We start from the raw sequence: 21,521 nt of genomic DNA, 5'->3' as shown, positions 1-21,521 counted from the left end.
AGGTCAGGACCGAGCATTGCTATGTTTAACAATTGCTGCAATTAGAAAGCGCATGGCTTTACGAATTTCAATTCCATCCCATGAAGTGGGCCGAGGCGGATTGCCGAGAGTCGGGAATTCATTCATGAAGCCGGCTATTGAATAACCGTGCGGATGGATTAATGGATTTGTAAGGATTTCGGCATGGGGCCGCAAGCGAGCCGGTCGCCGTCACGCGGATCGAATTTCAGTGGATCGGAGCGCGGCGTCGACGTGCTATTCGATGCACGCCGCCCGCCGACGGGATGCGCGGTGAAGCCCGAGCGCGAGCCAACACCGCGTGATCGATCGAGTACGCGTCGCGCGTCGTGCCGACCTTCGCACGCACGCGCGAATGGCGCGTCGCTCCTATTAGTGCCTTACCGCGCCCTGTAGCTCGGGCACGTTGCCCGGCTGCTGATGCACGCACAAGCGGTCGTCGACGCGTTCGATGCCCGGCACTCCGCGTATCTCGCGAATCACCTTGTCGTGCTCGTCGGCCAGCACATGGCCGCCGACGCACGCGACATGGCCGTCCACCGTCACGTCGATCGCGCCAGGCGTGCGTACGGTCCGACCGAGGCGCGCGCGCACGCGCTCGGTCAATTGCTGATCGGAAGTCGGCGCGCTCGATACCGCGTGATGCAGCATGCCGTAGGCGGACCCGGCCACCCGCCTCGCCTGTGAGCGCGACCGCTTCACGATCCGCCTGCCGGTGGAGCCGAGCTTGTCACGCAACATGGCCCGGCGCCGGCGGCCCGAGTTGTTGTCGAGGTAGTACATTGCCGCTGCGCCAAGCGCGGCAGCGGCGATAGATCGTAAAAGCGCTCTCATGTTGCCTCCTTTGCGTCCGTTGACAAGCCTGTTCACTCACGAGCATTCCGAATGCCCCCTCATGTCGGCACGCGCGTTTTTGGCGCAAGCTCGGCGCAATGCACGGCATACGCGGGGCCATGCTGCCGCAGCAACGTTTCGAAGCGCGCCAGTGTCATGGCCGGCGGCACCGCCGAGCGAGGTTGCATTCGGGCAAGCGCGCGGCCGAACTGAACGAACGTCGCGAAGTCCCGCGGATAGCGCGCGGTATCGACGCCAATGAAACGTCCGCTGCGGGTCGCCTTGTCCAGCAGCGCGCGCCATCGTTCGATCGATGCGAGCCCGATGCTTTCGGTGCCGTGCGAGAAGAGCATCAGGTCGATCTCGTCGAACGGTCCTTCGGCATCGAGAAAGCGTTGCAGCGCATCGGCCGACGGCTCCACGCAGAACAGCAGCCAGAACGGCAGTGCGTGCAGTTCGAGCGTTGTCAGCGGGTCCATCAGCAGAAACGAATCGACGATGAGCCGCGTGGGCCGGATTTCCGCGTCGCGATACCACTCGCGATGGATGGCGGCGGCGGCGAAGCTCAACGCTTCGGGTTCGTAAAAGTCGATTCGGACGACGCGCCAGTCCATCTGCCGCGCGAGCGCGGCGACGTCGTCGGCTAGCGCCGTGTCGAATCCCCACTCCGCCTCAGGCGACACGTCGTTCGGCTCGGGCGGCCGCCAGTGCGTTCGCGCGCGGCCGTAGCGGGCCAGATACTCGCGCACGCGCGCGCCGCCATGCAGGTATTCGTCCTCGGTCGCGCCGCCCGTCGCGCCGAACTGGTACACCGATCGTTCGCTCGTGCGCGTGACCGGCCACGAACGCGAACAGGCGTCGACGTAGATCGTTGCGCCGCGTGGGGAGATTGCGTAGCAAAAACTCCCGGTAGCCGAGCGGAAGCGCGCGGTACTTCAACCGGAAATAGCTCATCGAACGCAACATCAGCCGGTCCTGATTCGGATCCTGCATGTGATGCACCGCGATCCGGCTGTCGGCCGCGAGCAGCGCGTCGACAATGGGCCGACCCTGCTCGAAGCCGCGCTGCGCGTCGTCGGGATCGCTGAACGGCGCGCGTATGGGGCAGAGGAACGTCTGCGGCAGCCACGGCACGCCGAGCGCGGCGGCCAGATGAGTCAGCGCGCCGTTGGACGAGCCGACGAACACCGCCGGGTACGGCCGTTCGGGATAGAGCCCGACGAGCCACTCGGCGACCCGTTCCATATCGAAGTGGCGCGCGCGCCGCGCGTCGATGCCTTCGGTCATCCCGCCGATCGAGTACGCCCATTCGCGCGCGCGGCGCGGCAGCAGATTGAACGCGGGCATCACATGGTCGAGCAGCGGCGATTGGCTCGGGCTGGTGAACGGCCGGCCGTGCAGATAGTCGGCCAGCGCGAGCGCCATGCCGGCGGCGGAATCGAAGCGGGCGAGGCCGCGCGGGGGTCGGTTCATCGAGCGTTCTCCAGATCGCGCGCGACCGGTCTCGCGTCGCCGCACAGGAACGGCGCGATCAGTAGCGCGAACGCGTGCGGGTACACGTAGTTCAGCGTATGCGTGCCGCCGTCGACGATGAGCAGCGTGCCGTGCGGAAGCAGCCGCGCGGCGCGCGCCGCCCAGGCGCAGGGTGCGACCGGGTCGCGCGTGCCGGTCACGACCAGAGTCGGCGCCGCGACGCGCGGCAGCCGCTCTTCGATCCGGTCGCGGATCAGGATGCGCATCGTCGCGATCGCACGCGGCAGACCGGCTTTCGCATAGTCGATGCGCCCGATCGGGGCCGGCGAGCGCGGCTGTTCGCGGCGACCGTTGCGCAAGTCGCGCCAAACCTGGATCGGCAAGGTGCGCGCACGCGGATCGGTGGTCGGCCCTTGCATGACCAGCCGCTCGACGGCTTCGGGAAAGCGGATCGCGAATTCCGCGAGGATCTGGCAGCCGAACGAATTGCCGATGAACATCGCGCGCTCGATCCCGCAGGCGTGCATCCATGCATGCAGCGCGTCGGCGAGTTCGACAATCGACAGCGCACGGCGGCGCGCGGACAGAACGCGCGCGCTTTCGCCGAAGCCCGGCAAATCCGGCGCGAATACCCGGAACCGGCGGCCGAGCACGCCGGCGAGCGGCTCCATGTAGCGGCTCGAAATGACGAGGCCATGAACCAGCACCACGGGCGCATGGTTCGCGGCATCCGGCGGTCCGCGATGAAAGCGGTAGAACATGCGGAACGCTCCCGCTTGCACGTAGCCACCGTCGATGCCGGCGCGGCGGCTTGTTTCGGTCAGCGCCGGGGTGTGCTTGAGCTGTCGCCATCGCACCGCGAGCCAGGCGGCGCCAGCCGCCGCAACCGCCGCCATGCAGGCGGCGAGCACCGAAGCTTGCAACTGCATGGTGTGCGCTTCCACATTGAATGACCGGTTGCACTCGAACGCGGCGTTAGGGCCATTAGCGCCATTACCGCGACAGCGTCATGCTTATCGCTCACCCCGCGCGCACCCCGCGCGCGACCCGGTCGTCCAGATTCGCCGCCTGCGTTATTAACCTAACCGCGCCGGGCCGAGTCGGGTGTCTGATCCGGCTCCGGTTCAGGCGCGCCGACGTCGGGTACATCAGTGGGCTTGCCCGGGCTCGGTGCATCGGGAATCGCGGGTTGATCGGGGATCGGCGGATCGGATGACGAATTGGATGACGGATTCGATGACGGGTTCGATGACGGGTTCGATGACATAAAGCAGGCCTCGCGTATTGCCACAACTCGCTGGAGTGTGAAGGCCAGTGACCGGCCATTTCCCTTGTGGCAAGCATCGTGCGTTCCATGCTGCGTACCGGAGTGGCTTGCCGTCGCGCGGGCGTTCACGCATCGGTCAGATGTGCAAGCCGGTAGGCAACAACTACAAATTCCGAACGGTTGCCCGTGGGGGCATTGCAGCAATCCGCGACGCCACGGCGTGGCGATACCTGCCTGAAACGCAGGCTGGACGTGAGTCGCGCGTCACTGGGTACGGACCATGCAAGCGGGTAGGCGCCTCAGCGGCAAAACAGGAGATGAGCGATGAAGCCTGGTACCAAGAGATTCTGGATGGGCGCGTTGATTGCAGCGACGATACTCGGTGCGGCGGGTTGCAAGCGGGCTGACAATACCGCCGGCGTGCCGGGCGCCGCGAGCGGTCCGGCGGCGATGGCGCCTGCTTCGGGCGCCAGTCAGTAAGGGATCGGAGTCGCGCCGGCGCGGCGCGATGCAGGTTCCGGGAGGCGCGGCGTGGCGCCGATGCTCGTTATTGGCCTGGTTCTGATCGGCGTCGTCTGTTACGTGCATTACGCAATCCCGATGTTCACCCGCGGCGCCGGGCACAGGGTAATCGCGCATGGCGTCCTGATACTGGTGGGCGGTGCTTGCGGTGTCGTCAGCGTGTTGGTGCCGGGACTCGCGGAGTCCCGGTGGCTTGTGTTCGTCGTCGCGTTCGGCACTGTTCATGTGCCGGCCGCGGCAATCCTGTTTATCAAGCATCTGCGCGGGGCTGGGCAATCGTGAATGCCCGGCCGGCGACGTCTCGTTGGCCGGCGACGAGCGTGGCGCGCGCGGCATCGTCGAGATCGGGGCTGGCCGGGATTGCCGCGGCGATCGGCAAAGCCGCGTGCCGCGCAACCGGCGCGTGATGATCGAAGATCCGCGGGGGCGGGTACGCACGCTTGAGGGCGCGCGCGGCCGTCTGGGGGCGCAATACCGCTGGTTTATCTCTTGCGGGAGATTTTCATGAAGGTGCTTGCGGTTCATCCCAGCGGTTTGATGTACACGCGCGTGTTCCTGCGTCTGGAGCCGCTTGGACTGGAGTATGTGGCGGCCGTCGCGCGGGACGCCGGCCACGAGGTCCGCCTCATCGACCTGCAGGCCGAGACGCACCGCGACCTGCACCGCATGATACGAAGTTGGCAACCCGACGCGGTGTGTTTCTCGGGCAACTACCTCGCCAACATCCCCGAAATCATCGATCTCGCGAAAGCGATCAAGGCTGCGCTGCCGCAGTGTTTCGTGCTGGTCGGCGGACACAGCGCCTCGTTTGTCGCGGCCGATCTGCTGCGGCATGCCGATGGCGCGGTGAACTGCGTGCTCCGCGGCGAAGGCGAGGCCTCGATCGCCGCCTTGCTGGAGACGGTTGCCCGCGGCGGCGATCTGCTGCGTGTGCCCGGCGTGGTCACGCGCGATGGCGAAGGGCCGCCGCCGTGCTTCGCGCAGTCGCTCGATACGCTGCGCCCGGCGCGCGATCTGTTGCGGCATCGGAGAAAATATTTTATCGGCGTGCTGGACCCCTGCGCCTCGATCGAGTTTGCGAGAGGCTGCCCCTGGGATTGCGCGTTTTGCAGCGCGTGGACGTTTTATGGCCGCAGCTACCGCGCGCGCAACCCGGAACAGGTCGTCGCCGAACTGGCGACGATACGCGAGCCGGGCGTATTCATCGTCGACGACGTGGCGTTCGTTCATGCCGAGCACGGCATGCAGATCGGCGAGGCGATCGAGCGCCGGGGAATTCGAAAGAGGTATTACCTGGAGACACGCGGCGATGTGTTGTTGCGCAATAAGGACGTGTTTCGATTCTGGCGCCGCCTCGGACTGGAGTACATGTTCATCGGCATGGAGGCGATCGATGCGGAGGGCCTGAAGGCGTTCCGCAAACGCATCACGCTGGACAAAAACTTCGAGGCGCTGGAGTTTGCCCGCTCGCTGGGGATCACCGTCGCGATCAATCTGATTGCCGACCCCGACTGGGACCGCGAGCGCTTCGAAACCATCCGGCGTTGGTGCCTGGAGATACCGGAGATCGTCAATATCAGCGTCAACACGCCTTATCCCGGCACCGAAATCTGGCTGCGCGAGCAACGCAGGCTGACCAGCCTGGATTATCGGTTGTATGACATACAGCATGCGGTTTTGCCGACCCGTTTGCCGCTCGATGAGTTCTACACGGAACTGGTGCGCACGCAGCAGGTACTCAATCGCAAGCACCTGGGCTGGACCGCATTGCGGGGCGCGACGGGGCAGGCGTGCAAGCTGTTGCTGCGCGGCCAGACCAACTTCGTGCGGATGTTGTGGAAATTCGATTCCGTTTTCGATCCGCGATTGCAACTCGGCGACCACGCACGCATGGTGCGTTATGCCATGTCGCCTCCGCCCGCCGTGACGGACGAGCGGGTCGACGTGAAATCGATTTATGTCTATGGGCCGACGGGACGCCGAGGGCGCCGGATCGACGACGCCACCGAAAGATTCGTGGACGGGACGCGGATGGGGGCGGAGTAGGAGTGGGGTAGTAGCCGCTTCGCGTCGCCTTCGATTGCCGGGTGAAGTACCATCGCCGCTTCGTTAATAACAATGACGGTGTGGACCAGATCGATGACAATGTTCCAACGAACGATGGCGGGTCGCGCTTCGTTGCGGCAGACGCCGCTGAACCTGAAAGGCAACCTCGGACGACTGTTCGTCGCAGCGCTCGCGGCGAGTTCTTTCGCGACTTGCGTTCATGCGCAAAGCAACGCGTCCGGCCCGCTCGGCACGCCCTCGGGCCAACTGCAATTCGTGCGCGCCGACCACGATTGGACGGCGATGCTCGACAACGAGGTTTTCGATCGCTTCGGCGCGAACACGCTCACGCATTTCGATGACGTGGGCCACGCAAACGACACGGTCACGCGCACGCTCGTGCAGACCGATTCCGGCCCGGTGCTGTACGACTTTCGCCGCCGTCCGCCGCTTGTGCAGCGCTCCGGTATTCGCATGACGGTCAGGCGCGTGTTCTGGCAAGGCGATGAAGTCGTGATGCACGGCTCGCAAGGCTGGTTCCGATTCAAGCGCGGCGTGCTGACGAAGCTGCAGTCGTCGACGACGACGTATCACTGATTGAGTGCATACGAATCAGAGGCGACCACGGCGAGGCCGCGTCCTTCCTCTGCCGCTCGTGCCGCCTCCACTTCAGCATCAAGCGCAAGAATATTGGTCTGAAACGCGATGCTTTCAATCGTGCCGGTGACGTTCCGCCCCGAGGCGTCGTTGGCGTCGTTGGCCCGTATGCGTGGAGATCGAGTCAGCGAGCGTCGCTTCTCAGACCTGACCGACACCACCATCGGCCATCAAATCCGCACCCGTCACATAGGAACTCTGGTCGGACGCGAGGAAGAGCGCCGCATTGGCCATTTCCTCGGCCCGCGCGAGTCGACCGATCGGGATCATGCTCTGGTACATGTTCACCAGTTCCTCGCGCGTCGCCGATTGAGAATCGAGAATGGGAGTATCGGTGACGCCAGGGCTGAGCAGGTTGACGCGAATGCCGCGATCCTTGAATTCCGCGGCCCACGTGCGGGCATAGGAACGTAGCGCCGCCTTGGTCGCCGCGTAGGCCGTATGGCCGGGAATGCCCATGCCGTGCATGGCCGAGGAGACCAGAACGATCGATCCGCCCGCTGTCATCAGCGGCAACAGCTTCTGAACCAGGAAGACCGGGCCGCGAGCCATGAGGTTGAAGGCCTTGTCGAAATGCTCGGGCGTGAGGGTGTCGATCGAAGCCTGCTCCGTAAAGCCCGCGTTCGACACGACGATGTCGACGGCACCTTTTACTTCCCTGACTGTTGCAGCGACGCGATCGAGATCATCGAGGTTCGCGGCGTCAGCCTGGATAGCGGTGACGTTGCGGCCGATCAGTCGGGCGGCTTCGTCGAGCTGCGCCTGCCGGCGACCAAAGATAAAGACATGCGCGCCTTCGGCCACCAGGCGTTGGGCGATCGCCAAACCGATACCGGTCGTTGCGCCGCTAATGACGGCGGTCTTGCCTGCGAGAGTGGACATCGAAACCTTGTATCTGTTCGTGAATGACAGAACGATGGTAATTGCGGCCGGCGGGAATGATAATGCGGGGAATTTTCATAAGATCTATTCTCTTGGGGAATAGCTGGAACGCTTGGGGACGACGGCAATGGACCGGTTTCACGAATTGAACGCCTTCATCGCCGTGGCCGAGGCGGGTGGCTTTTCGGCTGCGGCGCGTAGAACGGGAGAATCGCAATCCGCCATCAGCAAGGCCATCGGGACGCTGGAGAAGCGCCTTGGCGTGCTGTTGTTCAACCGCAGCACGCGCAACGTGACCCTCACGGATCAGGGGCAGCGGTACTACGATCGGACCAGGCCGCTCGTCGATGAGATGGATGAAGCCGACAGCGAACTGACGAGCAGCACGCTCGATGTCTCCGGTTTGATCAGGATCGCCGTAGCGTCCACGTTCGGTCGCCTTCACGTCTTGCCGCTCATCCCTGAGTTGTTGTCGCTCAATCCCGGCCTTCAGGTCGATCTCGTTCTTTCGGACCTCGTGCGCGACATGGTGGAAGACCGGATCGATCTGGCGATCCGGGTAGGCCCCGTCAACGATCCTGATGCGGTCGTCAGGCGCGTGGCGACCACGCCGCTCGTGTGCGTCGGATCGCGTCGGTACTTCGAGCAACACGGCATACCCAGGACACCCGCCGAGCTCGTCGACCACAACTGCCTTTTATATGGCGGTCTGACGGAGTCGGCGAACTGGCCGTTCGTTGGGCCGGACGGTCCATTCAGCGTGGCCGTTCGCGGCAATCTTTCGTCGAACAGCGTCGAAACGATCCGGGCGGGTGTGCTGGACGGCGTTGGAATCGGCCTCTTTGCCCGAGTGTCGCTTGCGGACGAACTCCGGCATCCGGACGTGATCGCCGTTCTCGAGGACTTTATAGGCGACGTGAGAGACATCAGCGTCATCTGGCCAAGGCGTCGGTTTGTACCGGCACGCGTGCGTCGCGTGACGGACTTTTTTGCCGCGGCCCTCCCGCCGCGCGTTTAGCCAAACGGAATCCTCGGCGCACACGCGTCGCTGCGAGACGCACTTCATGACGCTTCAACGTGAATGACTCAACAAAAATTCCTGCTCGCCGTCACCAGCCCGCCCAGCAGATGCGACATATCGACAAGACGATGCGCCACCAGATGGCGCACCTCGCCTTCGCACTGCCACACCCCGAGCACGCCGAGTAACGACGCGCCAAGCACCTCCCGGCGCTGCTGTTCGAGCACCTTGGGCCAGATGATGACGTTCACATTGCCGGTCTCGTCCTCGATGGTGATGAAGATGACGCCCTTCGCGGTATCGGGCCGTTGGCGCACCGTAACAATGCCGCAGCCGCGCGCGAGGCGGCCGTTGCGGTAGGTCTGCAACGTGGATGCCGGCATCCATTTGCCGGCCAGCAAATGTCGGCGCAGTAGCGCGAGGGGATGCCGGCCCAGTGTCAGTCCCATCGACCGGTAGTCGCCGACGATATCGTCCGCCTCGGACGGCGCGCCCAGTTCAGGCGTTTCGTCTTCGACTTTCGCGATCGAGAGCATGTCCTTGTCAGGTATGGACGCGACCGACTGCCACAGCGCCTCGCGCCGGTTGCCGGCAAGCGAGGACAGGGCGTTGGCCGCGGCCAGCACCTGCAGGTCGCGACGGTCCAGTTGCGCGCGCCGCGCGAGGTCGGACACGGCCGTGAATCGACGCACGGCTCGCGCATTCTCGATACGTTCGGCGGTGCCGTCGCGCATGCCTCGAAGCAGCGACAAACCCAGTCTGACAGCAGGCCGCGCCGCACCGTCGATCTGTTCGAGCGACGAATCCCAGCCGCTTATCGTGACATCCACCGGCAGCACCTGAACGCCGTGGCGCTTCGCATCCTGAACGAGTTGCGACGGCGAATAGAAGCCCATCGGCTGGCTGTTGAGCATTGCGGCGAGAAACGCTTCCGGCTCATGACACTTCAGCCAGCTGCTTGTGTACACGAGCAGCGCGAAGCTGGCCGCATGACTTTCCGGAAAGCCATACTCGCCGAAACCGAGAATCTGCTGAAAGATGCCGTCCGCGAATGCCCTGTCGTACCCACGTTCGAGCATGCCGTTGACGATGCGGTCGTAGTATTTCTGAAGGCCGCCTTTGCGCTTCCATGCCGCCATTGCTCTTCGCAACTGGTCCGCTTCGCCGGCCGAGAAGCCCGCCGCCAGGATGGCGACCTGCATGACCTGCTCCTGGAAAATCGGCACGCCAAGCGTGCGGCCCAATGCGGTTTCCAGCGCCTCGCTGGGGTAAGTCACCGGCTCGAATCCCTGCCGGCGTTGCAGGTACGGATGGACGGCGCCGCCCTGAATCGGTCCGGGGCGGACGATGGCGACCTCGATAACGAGGTCGTAAAAGATGCGTGGCTTCAGCCGTGGCAGCATCGACATCTGCGCGCGCGATTCGATCTGGAACACGCCCACGGTGTCCGCGCGCGAAATCATCTCGTAGGTCGCGGCGTCTTCCGCCGGAATGTCCTGCATCTCGAAGCGCTCGCCGCGTTGCGCCGACACGAGGTCCAGGGCGCGGCGGATAGCGGACAGCATGCCGAGCGCGAGCACGTCGATCTTGAGCAGCCCCAGCGACTCGAGATCGTCCTTGTCCCACTGGATAACGCTGCGCTCCGGCATGGCGGCGTTTTCAACAGGCACGAGGCGCGTGAGTTTTCCCCTGCTGATGACAAAGCCGCCCGAGTGCTGCGACAGGTGCCGGGGAAAGCCATACAGTTGCGCGGCCAGCGACGCCCACGCCTGGATGATGGGCGTCTGCGAATTCAGCCCCGATTCCTCGAAGCGCTTGAGCAGGTCCGCGCTGTTATCGAACCAGTGATGCGATTTCGCCACCGCATCGACTATCTGCATGTCGACACCGAGCGCCTTGCCGGTTTCGCGCAGCACGCCGCGCGCACGATAGGTGGAGACGGCCGCGGCAATCGCCGCGCGATCGCGGCCGTATTTGCAGTAGATGTACTGGATCACCTCTTCACGCCGCTGGTGTTCGAAGTCGACGTCGATGTCGGGCGGCTCGCCGCGCTCCCTGGAGATGAAACGCTCGAACAGCATGTTGCCGCGCGCAGGGTCGACCTCCGTAATACCCAGGCAATAGCAGACCGCCGAATTGGCGGCCGAGCCGCGGCCTTGACAGAGAATGTGCTGGCTGCGCGCAAACCGCACGATGTCGTAAACGGTGAGAAAGTACGGCTCGTATTGCAGGTCCGCAATCAGTTCGAGTTCGTGTTCGATCTGCGTCTGAACGTTGCACGGAATGCCTGACGGGAAGCGTCGCTGCGCGCCGATGTACGTCTCCTGCCGCAGATAAGTCGCCGGCGTGAAGCCTTTCGGCACCAGTTCATCGGGATACTCGTACCGGAGTTCATCCAGCGAGAACGTGCAGTGCGCGAGGATGTTCGTGGTCTCGCGAAGCGCGTATTCCGGATAGAGGTTCGCGAGCCGCAGCCGCGAGCGAAGATGCTGCTCCGCGTTCGGCGCGAGGTCGTAGCCGCATTCATGCACCGGCCTGCCGACGCGGATGGCCGTCAACGTGTCCTGCAACGGTTTGCGCGAGCGCACGTGCATCACCACGTGGCCGAGCGCGACGACCGGTATGCCATGCCTCTCAGCGGTGTATTCGACGGCGCCGCGATGGATGTCGTCCATTGCCCGCTGATGCAGCACGAGGCCGCACCACGCGCGCGCGGGAAACGTGTCGTCGAGCCATTCGAGTTGCGCTTCGAGCGTTTCTTCTTTTGCCGGAAATTCGGGCACCAGGATCGCCAGGCAATCGGGCATGCCGCGCAAATGCGCGTAGTCGCGATCGGGGCGCGACAGATCGTGCGGCGTCAGACGATATTCGCCCTTCGGCGCGCGCGTGCGCGCGAGCGTAATCAATTCGGACAGGTTGCCGTAGCCCTCGCGATTCTGCGCGAGCAGGATCAAGCCGAACGCCGGTGATCCGTCGGCATTGCGCAGTTGAAAATACGAACCGATGATGAGCGGCAACCCGATTTCCTTCGCCGCGACGTGCGCGCGCACGACGCCCGCAAGCGAGCATTCATCGGTGACGGCGAGCCCCGCATAACCGAGTTGCGACGCGCGTGCGGCGAGTTCTTCCGCATGCGAGGCGCCGTGCAGGAACGTGAAGTTCGAAAAGCAGAACAGCTCGGCGTAGGCCGGTAGCGCGGTGAAAGTCGTGTCCATTGCGCGTCATCCGGACAGGCCGTGCGGGAACCCGCGCTGCTCTTTTTGAGCAGCGCGGTTACGGTGGAGAGCCGGTGCCGATAGTGCGCTGTTCACGCGGGCAAGCCGGGTTGCGTGCCAGAGCGATAGGTGGATATCGGCGGTAGGGAGGGTGACAGACGACATGAGCGTGAACACTGTATATGCATACAGTATCATACGCCTGAATTTGCACCTGCACGAGATTGCGATGAGATGGCAGTTTCCTGCGCAATCCAACCTACGTCATACGAAAGGAGGGCGCCTACTCTTCAAGCGCTCACGTATAGGGTCACGCTACGGCATTGCGAGCAATTGATTCGTCCGCCTGGTTCTCTCCACATCGCGACAGAACCAGGTTTATGCGGCGGCGACTTCCGCAAGATGTTCTCCGTTAGCGCGCGTTCCGCATTGGCCGCTATGAACCGACGATCGTTGCGCACCCTCCGCGGCCGCCTGAAGACAATACCCATAGCGGTAGATCGAAATAAGCACATATCCGTTCTCCGCACGCAGATGCAGTTTCGTCCGCACCGAGGAAACGTGTGTATCGAGCGTGCGGGAGGGCACGTCTGCCGAATGTCGCCACACGCTCTCGATGAGACTGGCACGAGAAAGCGGCCGGCCGAGATTCTGAAATAGCAGCAAGGCGACCCGGAATTCCTTCTGTGAAAGAGCGATGCGCTCGCCCCGCCAGGATACGCGGCCTTCCTGGAGATCGAAGCGATATTCGCCGAACTGCTGCTGCCTGGCGACGGCCGATGCGCGCTGACCGCAGCGGCGTAGCAGCGTGGTGATTCGGGCGAGGAGAATCGGAGCGGCAATTGGTTGAACGAGAAAGTCGTCGGCGCCGGCGTTCAGCGCGTCGACGACATCACGCTCGCGCAAATGACATGAGATAACCAGTATCGGGAGCTCCGTGTCGCAATGATGGCGAATGCCTGCGAGCATGGCGACCACTTCTATATCAGCGTCCCAACGGAAGATCGCAAGATCAAAAGTCCCGTGCTGCAAAGCGTGAAGCAGCGATCTCACTTCCGAAAAGGTTTGACAGCTATAACCGGCTGACATGAGCGTGTCGGTTACGAAACGCAATTCGGCCGGATCATTATTAAAAATGGCGATGTGCATGAGCGATGGTTCCTCGACAGACCGGGACGTATATCGACATCCAATGCCAATCGTTAGCCTGGACGGTTCTTATTTAAGTTCTCAGTAAACGTTGCCGCGATGATGATGCGGCCACCCAACCTGGTACGGATTTTCCGATAGTTCATAAATGGCAATGGTCAGGGACTGTCAGGAAGGAAGTGAGCGCGGGCGACACGGCGAATGGTCGAAGCGTTAAACGCTATCGATTACCACGTCGACGAACATCTCTCCGGGCTGCTTGAAGCTCACGTGGCTTTCTTCCTTGTGCATTACCGGAAATGTGTGCCTGCCGCGGCGCGTAACGGCTCACTCGCGACATGCACAACTATCGCCGCGTCCGCTCCATGCAAAACGATGATAGCCGTGCAAATATGAAAATTTCATTTATCAAATTAGCCAAAAAATTCGAAAAAAATGCCGTACGACCATGACCTTCTCTGACATTGTCTTTATTCCGGGTGCCACACAATCCGTTCCAGTCTCGGTGAAAGGACCGGCGGTAGCGCGATGAACATGACGTCGAATGAGCCTGCGATACAGGTACTCGTTACCGCCTCGACTCCGCGAAAGGGGTTCTTCGTGATCGTGTATCCGTACATCGCGAGTCGCCAGACACCACGACTTCGTCGATAACGTTTCGCAAGCGGAAAAGATAGCAACAGGCTTTACGGGGAAAGAAATGCCATTCGAGAAGATCAAGGTCGGGTACGCACGTGTGTCAACCGACGAGCAACACCTCGATATGCAGTTGAAGGCGCTGGAGAGTTACGGCTGTAGCCACATCTTTTCAGACAAGGGCTTATCGGGCGCGCGTTTCGACCGGCCCGGTTTGAAGCAGGCATTGGAGGCGGTCCAGCAGGGCGGCACGTTGGTTGTCTGGCGGCTGGACCGGTTGGGGCGGTCCTTGCGACATCTCGCCAGCATTATCGGTGACCTCGACAAAAGGAAGGTGCGCGTCGTTTCGCTCACGGAATACATCGATACGCGCTCGTCGAGCGGACGCTTTACCTTTCACATGCTGGCGGCGATTGCGGAATTCGAGCGTGGCCTTATTGGCGAACGCACGCGTGCCGGAATGGCCGCGGCACGTGAACGCGGCAGCAGTATCGGGCGACCGGGTGCGTTAAGCACTCACCAGTGCGAACAGGCGCGCAGTATGCTGAAGCACCACTCCCAGGCGTTCGTCGCGAAGAGCTTCAGCGTTCACCCTCGAACGCTTCGGCGCTATCTAAACAAGGCAGCGCGGGCACCGTCGATTAACGCTGATGCTGCGATCACGGCCGCACTTTCGGCTTCGGACTCAACTTTGGCATCGCGCGCGTAGCACGCGACGGCGAGTGACAGAGCGCTATTGAGTTTCAATTACACCTCTGTACGAACGAAACCCATGGGCCGCATTAGCAACAACCTAAGCCGGGTAGAGGTTCACCGAGGAAGAGACGGCGCGAAGCTCTCACCGCGGCACGTGCTCCCAACTCGAATTGATAGCGGCTGTCGCGAGAAGAAGTGCGTTGCTCTCTTCAGAGGCTAGGTGCCTCGGACCTTGAGGTAACGCAATACGATTTGTATCTGCCCCAATTACGATTAATGATAATTAATGTGACATCGTATGACAGTTGAAAGATGTGCTGCTAGAATGTTAAAAAATGTAACCCGCAGCGGCCCACGAGGCCGGCAATGCTGGCAAGTTTGGTAGGAAGAACGCTTGCAGCGGCGGATCATCCGATGACTGCAATGCGTTAGTCGATTGAAGCTGATCGAATGAAACATGTGATCAATAGCAAAAGCACCGGCTCTTTAGTCATTTGGCGATCCTCCTCAAGGAGGAATGCGGCCGTCTATTAAATCGCCGTAGCTCCAATATGGAAGAGCAGAGGGGAAGTCATTTCCTGATAGGAGATGTGGCTTCCTATTATCCAATGTCAGGATTTTTTCATGCGCATCGCCATTCTTGAGGACGACCCAGAGCAGTCGGAGTTCATTAATGCAGTTTTGACGCAGGCCGGGCACACTTGCTATCTATTCAAAGAGGGGCGTGCGCTCATTCGTAAAATGCAGCGAGAGACGTTCGATCTTGTGTCGCTCGACTGGAATGTCGGGGACGTGCGGGGCGACGTTGTGCTTGCGTGGATCCGCGAAAATTACGACGCCAATCTGCCGGTTTTATTCATGACGTGTCGGGGGCGCGAATCAGACATTGTTCATGCACTCAATGCCGGAGCGGACGACTACCTGGTCAAGCCTGTTCCCCCACCCATTCTGCTCGCTCGCGTCAACCGGCTTTTGCAACGAATCTATCGGCAGGATGCGGCTGCCGCCACTCAGCAATTTGGCGACTATCTTTTCGAACCTCAGGCTGGGCGGGTATTTTTGAGCGACGAGCAAATTGCATTGTCGCAAAAGGAATTCCAACTGGCGCTTCTGTTGTTCCGTAACCTGGCGAGACCACTCTCCCGCGCGCATATTCTGGAGACGATCTGGAAACACTCGGCGGACATTCCGACTCGTACGCTAGATACTCACATGTCCGCGGTACGAGTGAAGCTTCGTCTGAGGCCCGAAAACGGCTATTGCATCATGCCCATCTACGGCTACGGTTATCGTTTGGAAAAGCTCGAGAGAGAGCGTATTTGACGGAGCCGGAGCGCCAGGGTAACCCTGGCGCAGCAACTGGCTGAACTGTCGGCACATGCCGCGCAGTTGCCGGGCGGCACTATAGGATGTGCTCCACGGAAAGTGCAAGGTCGTCATCACTTTTTTCGGTGCCGGCGATACGCTCGCGTTCATCGCGGTCCATCATGAGTGCCCGCATCTCGGTCCACATGCCGAGGTAATGCACGACAAAGCTGTCTGGACGGCGCAGAAACCAGGGCGTGTTGATAATCATCGGGTTGAGAATCTCAGCCTCCGCAAGCAGGCCGTGTTCATTGAGTGCATTGATGAAATGAAACTGGTCTCCATTGCCGGCATAAACCGTTGACCGGTCGGCGAGGCCGGCAATGCGTTGCATCAGACCGTAGAGCATCGAGGCGTTGGCTTCTGTCTTGCGAAAACCCATGACGCCGGAGTTGAATGGCCACTGCCCGACATCGCGTGCCAACAGCCGGTCGCGACGCTCCAGAAGCGGCTCGATACGGCGTGCCATGTCGGTAAAGAGAACGTCCGCGTCGAGCCAGACGATCCAGTCGTGATCGTTCAAATAGGCATGCAGCAGCCACGGCTTGAGCCAGTTCCCTGTGCCGCGCAGTCCGACTTCTGGCGGAATCTCGCGGTGCACGTACAGCGTATGGCCGTGCCGGTCACAATATTCCCTGAAATTGCGCTCGGCGATGCGGCCATACGCCGCTATTTCCGGCGTATAGAGGGTGACAAACGCGATTGACTTTCCGGGGTTGAACGAACTCCGCGTGCCCTGACTTTCGGCACGCGAATCGGCAAAGGAAAAAAAGCGTTTTCCACGTTGCTTGCAATGGTTCACATGCCGAAAGAGCGCATTGCGAAAGTCCGGCACGATGCCCATTTCAACCGGCGAATGTGTCGATTTGTCGATGCTGATGGCAAAAGTTGGGGCAAGACTCCAGCGCGGGTCGACGTTCGGGCCCGTGTGCATGACCGGACACATTCCATTGACGAGCGAGTGCCAAGGTTGGAATGCGTGGGCAGCCAGCACCTCGGCCTCCCCCGGAAACGGCGTTCCCCCAAGCTTGCACTGCTTGACGAGATCGTGGACCGTAGCGCGCGAACACGTACTACTGCGCCAGATTTGCGCGTCGGTCTGCGGCAATGCGCTTGATGTACTCACAAGCAGGTACTCTCGCTCATTCATCAAATTCGCGAGTGGCGCCGGGTCGACGATTGCGGCGTTTTCGGTGAGAAGCAAAACGAAGTGACCCTCTTCGGCACGCAGCAATGCTTCGAGCAATGCCTCGTATTTGTGCAACGCCTGAACCTGCGGGCCCCTGGGGCCCTCGCTGGCGTCCACGACTTCATGGCGGTATCCGTTGGCTAACGCGTATTCCCGGTGATTTGCGTAGCTGTGCGGCGAACGCTCAACGAAGTAACTCAAAACCGTGGACGAGCTCATCGACCTATCTCCAGAAAAAACGCAATCTTCCATGCTCCGTTCGTGCTTGTAAACGGCCGATCTGGTTTCTCACTTCTCATTGCGATCGGCGCATGTCGATGGTGTTCAAAAAGTTCACCACGGCCTAATTGTTGCATTGCGACTTCGGGGCGCTTGCCGAGCTGGTTTCTATGGCTCGCTTGACGGTGCGGGGATGCACGTTGAACTTCCGCGCGATTTCGCTAATGGGCGTCGTCTCGAACAATGCCACGGCCTGACTACGTTGCGCCGGCGTAAGCGATGGCTTGCGACCGAAGTTCTTGCCGTGCGCCCGCGCTGCTTCCATTCCCGCGCGCGTGCGCTCGCTGATCAGGCGCCGCTCGAATTCGGAGAGCGCGGCCATCATGTGAAACATAAGCACTCCGCCTGCGGATGTCGTATCGATCGATTCGTTCAGGGAGATGAAGCCGATTTTTCGCTTCCCCAATTGTCCGATCAGATCGATGAGCTTGCCGAGCGATCGCCCCAAACGGTCGAGCCGCCATACCACCAGCGTATCTCCCGCAGACATCGTGGCCAGTGCCTTGTTCAGCCCCGGCCTGCAAAATTGTGCGCCTGATATCCCCTGATCCGCGAAGAGCTTGTCGCATCCGGCGCGCATTAGCGCGTCTTTCTGGAGCGCCAGATTCTGTTCTTCCGTCGAAACACGCGCGTATCCGACTTTCACAGAAGACTCCTCGTGTTGGGCGGCACATTGTACGGATAGTAAAAAAAATCACTTTCAGAACAGGAACGTGAGCCGCTGCCGTTCCGTTGAGCGGTTACGCGATCAAGAAAAAAAAGAAGCATGCAGTACGGCATAAGTCCGGGAGTGCTGTTGGCGACACCATGAGTGGCGTTGCATCCGTGCCATTCGGAGGCGTTTCGGGCTTGCTGTCCATGAGCCGTTTTCGTTTCGCCTATCGGAAAGGAAAGCGTGCTCCTGGAACTCGACTGTATTGGTTGCTAGCGACCGGTTTTTTGTTTCGAAGGTCGACTGTCTCTGGCTTGCGGCATGAATTGCAAAGTGTCAGACATCGCAAGATTGGTCGCATTCTACTAGACAAAAAGGAACCCTTTTGTCCGGTCCTTTCTCACCGCTTCCTTTCCCGGCCCAGTATGGCTTTCACGTCTTGAAACAAGTTTTTTAGCAATTTGGCACAAGGGTTCCCTTTTGTCCGCCCCGAAGAAGAGCTTTGACAGCATCCGTGAGTGCAGGCGGACGAGTGGCGTCGGATAAATCGGAGGGGGCAATGACCGACACGGAAGTGGCAGAAGCGGTGTTCGCCGCAATGCGAGAAGACCGGGTGAGATTGAGGTTCGAACCGGTCTGTTCCGCGGTTGACGGCAGCGTGGTGCTCTACCACGAATGCCTGACTGACGTTACCGATGCAACAGGTAGACGTATTGATCCCATGACCTTTGTGCCGGCATTGCAGAGGCTCGATCTGATTCGTGCGTACGACCGTTATGTCGTGCGGCGTGTGATCGGTCTGCTGCGGTCAACCGCGGCTATTCGCCTGGGCGTGAACATTTCGGGCCGCAGCGCCGTATTGGACGTGATATGGGAAGCGGCGCTTCTCTGCCTCGCTTTCGAGCCTTCGATCGCCGCGCGGCTTGTCGTTGAAATTACCGAAACCGAACCCGTCGCGCGCGGCCGCGCGCGGGTGTTCGCCGACCGATTGCGCGCGACGGGCTGTCTCGTCGCGATAGACGATTTCGGAGCCGGATATGGCGTCGATACGGCAATGGAAATTCGTTCGCCCGACATCATCAAAATCGACGCCTCGTTTGTTACTGCCGCCGACGGCAACGCTTCTGCACAGGCCAGATTGAAGCGGATTGTTTCGATGGCGGCTTCGATTGCCGATACGGTTGTCGTTGAGGGCGTGCAGTCGGAATCGCAATTCGCTTCAGCGAAAGCGGCTGGCGCGACGTGGGTACAGGGGAGAGAACCGGGGCGCATTGCTGTTCGCGCGCAATTTTCGTCAACAGGAATCAGAGAATGAATAAAAACTATCGATCCATATGGAATGATGCTCTCGGCGCGTGGGTCGCTGTGTCTGAATTAGACTCAGCGCGCGGCAAAAGTGGCGGCAGTGTCGTCACCAGTTCACCGGGTACAAGTATCGGTGCCATGGGTGCTGGCTTCTTGGACGGCATGCCGGCACTCCGTGTGATAACCGTCGCGGCAGTCGCCGTTGCCGCCGGGCTGAGTGCGCCAGATGTGGCGTTCGCGCAAGCAGCAACCAAACTTTCAGGTTGCAACAACGCCTTCGCGAGCACCGTGTCGGGTGTAGCAATTGGCTGTCTCACGACCGCCTCCGGTGATCACTCGACAGCAGTCGGATTTTCGGCCCTTGCTTCTGGCGACTCGTCCGCTGCGTATGGCGCTGGCGCGGTAGCCTCTGGCACCAACGCTATTGCGATTTTAGGAAACGCATCTTCGGCTAATGGTGTGGCTGTCGGAACAAGCTCCGTAGCGTCAGGGGTGACGGGATCGGCGGCATTTGGCGCGCGTGCCACATCTTCCGGCGCTAATGCGGCGGCGTTTGGAATTTTCTCAACTGCTTCGGGCCAAGCTACCGCGGTTGTGGGTGCAGGAGCGCACGCGACCGGCAATTTCGCGTCGTCGCTGGGGGCGAATGCAGCGGCTGACGGAACCAGCAGCACTGCCGTTGGTAGGTTGGCAAATGCTGCGGCGGACGATTCCGCTGCGCTGGGCGAATCGGCCACTGCTTCAGGCGCGGGCGCTATGGCAGCAGGGTTTGGCGCAACCGCAAACGGCGTCAATTCTTTCGCGGGCGGCACGAACGCAATAGCAGGCATCGCAGGCAGCACTACAATCGTCAATGACGTTGCGCTCGGAAATGCCGCTTCGGCAACTGGCGGATATTCGATTGCTCTCGCCTCCGATTCGACGGCATCGAACACAAATGCCATCGCGCTCGGGCATACGGCGATTGCAAGTGGAACCGCGAGTATGGCACTCGGCGCAGCGGCGTCGGCCAGCGGACAAAATTCGTCTGCCTTCGGAACCACCGCTCTCGCCTCCGGTGCAAACGGCACGGCTATCGGCTCGTATTCGAAAGCAACCGGCTCCGGTGCAATGGCAATCGGCAGTTCCGCCGTTGGGAGTAACACAAGTTCGATTGCAATTGGGAACGCTGCCCAATCTTCTGGAGTGAACGCGGTGGTCGTCGGCACAGGTGCCAGCGCTAGCGGTGATTTTGCAACGGCGGTTGGGGGCGGCTCTAAGGCGATCGGTGATCGTTCACTGACGAATGGTTTGAATTCGACTGCCTATGGCACAAATTCATTTGCGGGCGGATCGAGTGCGGTAGCCGGCGTGAGCGGCAGCACGACGATCGTCAATGACATCGCTCTAGGCAATGCCGCTTCTGCAGTGGGAGGAAATTCGGTTGCAATTGGCACGAGCGCAGTTGCATCAGCCGCGAATTCGATGGCATTTGGTAACGCCGCGACTGCTGCGAATGCCGATAGCGTCGCACTAGGAAACGGTTCGGTCACGGCGGCCGCAAACCCGACAACAAGTGCAGTAATCGGCGGTGTGACGTATGCGTTCGCAGGAACGGCGCCGACCAGCGTGGTAAGCGTGGGTAGCGCGGGCAAGGAACGTCAGATCACGAATGTGGCCGCTGGCCGCATCAGCGCAACAAGCACGGATGCCATTAATGGTTCGCAACTCAACGCAACGAATCTTGCGGTAAATGCCCTTTCGACTTCCGCGTCAACCGGCATTTCGTCGCTGAGTACCGGCCTGTCAACGACGAACAGTAACGTCAATTCGCTGAGCGTTTCGACTTCGACCGGCTTGTCTACAGCCGCAAGCGGCATCGCATCCTTGAGCACGGGCGTTGGTTTCCTATCGACGGGGCTGTCCACGACGAACAGCAACGTGGCGTCGCTGTCGACTGCGACAGGTTCGATTTCGACCAGCATCAGTTCGCTGTCCACGGGTCTGTCGACGACCGATAGCAATGTGGCGTCGCTGTCCACGTCGACCTCGACCACGGCGAGTTCGCTGTCCACAGGGCTGAGCACCACGAACAGCAACGTCGCCTCGCTGTCCACGGGCCTGAGCACGACGGACAGCAATGTGGCGTCGTTGTCCACCTCGACCTCGACGACGGCAAGCTCGCTGTCCACTGGTGTGAGTTCGTTGTCCACGGGCCTCTCCACCACCAACAGCAACGTCACCTCGCTGTCGACCTCGGCCTCGACGGGCATCGCGTCGGTATCCACGACGGTCAGCGCGCTCAACAGCCAGGCGGTGAAGTACGACCTGAACCC

At 61.2% G+C, this 21,521-nt stretch carries 18 protein-coding genes and 3 pseudogenes; 10 read left to right on the top strand and 11 right to left on the bottom strand.

The features are described from left to right. Nucleotides 1-390 precede the first annotated feature (390 nt). The 4 genes from BUE39_RS13620 to BUE39_RS13610 are packed head-to-tail and all read right to left on the bottom strand — an operon-like array spanning nt 391 to nt 3,254. Nucleotides 391-852, bottom strand: coding sequence for a BON domain-containing protein (locus BUE39_RS13620; RefSeq protein WP_073429190.1), 462 nt, complete (start codon nt 850-852; stop codon nt 391-393). Between the two features lie 59 nt (nt 853-911). After that, nucleotides 912-1,535, bottom strand: a complete 624-nt coding sequence (locus tag BUE39_RS35450; protein WP_235004874.1) for a hypothetical protein — start codon at nt 1,533-1,535, stop codon at nt 912-914. Next, nucleotides 1,525-2,277: a hypothetical protein gene (locus tag BUE39_RS35445; RefSeq protein ID WP_235004873.1), complete on the bottom strand. Its 753-nt coding sequence runs from the start codon at nt 2,275-2,277 to the stop codon at nt 1,525-1,527. The genes BUE39_RS35450 and BUE39_RS35445 overlap by 11 nt, the downstream gene beginning before the upstream one ends. A 44-nt stretch (nt 2,278-2,321) precedes the next feature. Further along, nucleotides 2,322-3,254: an alpha/beta fold hydrolase gene (locus tag BUE39_RS13610; RefSeq protein ID WP_073429189.1), complete on the bottom strand. Its 933-nt coding sequence runs from the start codon at nt 3,252-3,254 to the stop codon at nt 2,322-2,324. A 662-nt stretch (nt 3,255-3,916) separates the two neighbouring features. On the opposite strand from BUE39_RS13610, the gene BUE39_RS34855 reads away from it, so the two are divergent. The 4 genes from BUE39_RS34855 to BUE39_RS13595 all read left to right on the top strand — a co-directional run bounded on the left by BUE39_RS34855 (nt 3,917) and on the right by BUE39_RS13595 (nt 6,757). Then, a complete protein-coding gene (locus BUE39_RS34855) occupies nt 3,917-4,072 on the top strand; it encodes a hypothetical protein (RefSeq protein ID WP_159442568.1) in 156 nt (51 codons plus the stop codon). A gap of 51 nt (nt 4,073-4,123) precedes the next feature. Continuing rightward, on the top strand, nt 4,124-4,396 hold the full coding sequence (locus BUE39_RS13605; RefSeq protein WP_143031942.1) for a hypothetical protein: 273 nt from the start codon (nt 4,124-4,126) through the stop codon (nt 4,394-4,396). Between the two features lie 222 nt (nt 4,397-4,618). Beyond that, complete coding sequence (hpnR, locus tag BUE39_RS13600; protein WP_073429187.1) at nt 4,619-6,160, top strand: hopanoid C-3 methylase HpnR; 1,542 nt, start codon at nt 4,619-4,621, stop codon at nt 6,158-6,160. Between the two features lie 114 nt (nt 6,161-6,274). Continuing rightward, on the top strand, nt 6,275-6,757 hold the full coding sequence (locus tag BUE39_RS13595; RefSeq protein ID WP_073429186.1) for a hypothetical protein: 483 nt from the start codon (nt 6,275-6,277) through the stop codon (nt 6,755-6,757). Here the strand turns inward: BUE39_RS13595 and BUE39_RS35440 are convergent. Together BUE39_RS35440 and BUE39_RS13585 are read right to left on the bottom strand one after the other, a co-directional pair. Further along, nucleotides 6,754-6,918: pseudogene (locus BUE39_RS35440) on the bottom strand (methyl-accepting chemotaxis protein); the annotation flags it as partial. The gene BUE39_RS13595 and the pseudogene BUE39_RS35440 sit on opposite strands and share 4 nt — an antisense overlap. Before the next feature lie 40 nt (nt 6,919-6,958). Continuing rightward, nucleotides 6,959-7,699 carry an SDR family NAD(P)-dependent oxidoreductase gene (locus BUE39_RS13585; protein ID WP_073429184.1) on the bottom strand — a complete coding sequence of 247 codons (741 nt, stop codon included), beginning with the start codon at nt 7,697-7,699 and terminating at the stop codon, nt 6,959-6,961. 127 nt (nt 7,700-7,826) lie between these two features. Here BUE39_RS13585 and BUE39_RS13580 point away from each other — a divergent pair, with 127 nt between their 5' ends. Next, complete coding sequence (locus BUE39_RS13580; RefSeq protein ID WP_073429183.1) at nt 7,827-8,717, top strand: LysR family transcriptional regulator; 891 nt, start codon at nt 7,827-7,829, stop codon at nt 8,715-8,717. Nucleotides 8,718-8,785: 68 nt separating this feature from the next. Here the strand turns inward: BUE39_RS13580 and BUE39_RS13575 are convergent, their stop codons facing one another. Further along, nucleotides 8,786-11,935 (bottom strand): error-prone DNA polymerase, encoded by a 3,150-nt coding sequence (locus BUE39_RS13575; RefSeq protein WP_073429182.1) that lies wholly within the window; start codon nt 11,933-11,935, stop codon nt 8,786-8,788. Between the two features lie 378 nt (nt 11,936-12,313). Next, on the bottom strand, nt 12,314-13,084 hold the full coding sequence (locus BUE39_RS13570; protein WP_073429181.1) for a response regulator transcription factor: 771 nt from the start codon (nt 13,082-13,084) through the stop codon (nt 12,314-12,316). A gap of 700 nt (nt 13,085-13,784) precedes the next feature. On the opposite strand from BUE39_RS13570, the gene BUE39_RS13565 reads away from it, so the two are divergent. Both BUE39_RS13565 and BUE39_RS13560 read left to right on the top strand, forming a co-directional pair. Continuing rightward, entirely contained in the window at nt 13,785-14,429 is a 645-nt protein-coding gene (locus tag BUE39_RS13565; protein WP_073429180.1) for a recombinase family protein, read from the top strand. Between the two features lie 611 nt (nt 14,430-15,040). Next, nucleotides 15,041-15,739 (top strand): response regulator transcription factor, encoded by a 699-nt coding sequence (locus tag BUE39_RS13560; protein WP_073429283.1) that lies wholly within the window; start codon nt 15,041-15,043, stop codon nt 15,737-15,739. Nucleotides 15,740-15,818: 79 nt separating this feature from the next. On the opposite strand, the gene BUE39_RS13555 is transcribed toward BUE39_RS13560, so the two are convergent. Then, on the bottom strand, nt 15,819-17,189 hold the full coding sequence (locus BUE39_RS13555) for a glycosyltransferase family protein (protein WP_073429179.1): 1,371 nt from the start codon (nt 17,187-17,189) through the stop codon (nt 15,819-15,821). A gap of 124 nt (nt 17,190-17,313) precedes the next feature. Further along, the gene (locus tag BUE39_RS13550) at nt 17,314-17,895 is read right to left on the bottom strand and encodes a recombinase family protein (RefSeq protein WP_073429178.1); all 582 of its coding nucleotides are present in this window, start codon (nt 17,893-17,895) and stop codon (nt 17,314-17,316) included. Nucleotides 17,896-18,460: 565 nt separating this feature from the next. On the opposite strand from BUE39_RS13550, the gene BUE39_RS13545 reads away from it, so the two are divergent. Further along, nucleotides 18,461-19,216 carry an EAL domain-containing protein gene (locus BUE39_RS13545; protein ID WP_073429177.1) on the top strand — a complete coding sequence of 252 codons (756 nt, stop codon included), beginning with the start codon at nt 18,461-18,463 and terminating at the stop codon, nt 19,214-19,216. Continuing rightward, nucleotides 19,213-20,427, top strand: a pseudogene (locus BUE39_RS36060) (ESPR-type extended signal peptide-containing protein); the annotation flags it as partial. The gene BUE39_RS13545 and the pseudogene BUE39_RS36060, both read left to right, overlap by 4 nt. Before the next feature lie 83 nt (nt 20,428-20,510). Here the strand turns inward: BUE39_RS36060 and BUE39_RS36140 are convergent. Beyond that, entirely contained in the window at nt 20,511-20,738 is a 228-nt protein-coding gene (locus tag BUE39_RS36140) for a hypothetical protein (protein ID WP_159442567.1), read from the bottom strand. Between BUE39_RS36140 and BUE39_RS36055 the strand changes: the two are divergent. Continuing rightward, nucleotides 20,671-21,521, top strand: a pseudogene (locus BUE39_RS36055) (adhesin); the annotation flags it as partial. The gene BUE39_RS36140 and the pseudogene BUE39_RS36055 overlap by 68 nt on opposite strands.

Origin of the sequence: Paraburkholderia terricola, assembly GCF_900142195.1 — a bacterium.
In the GTDB taxonomy this organism is placed as follows: Bacteria; Pseudomonadota; Gammaproteobacteria; order Burkholderiales; family Burkholderiaceae; genus Paraburkholderia; species Paraburkholderia terricola.
This window is presented reverse-complemented; position numbering and strand designations above follow the sequence as displayed.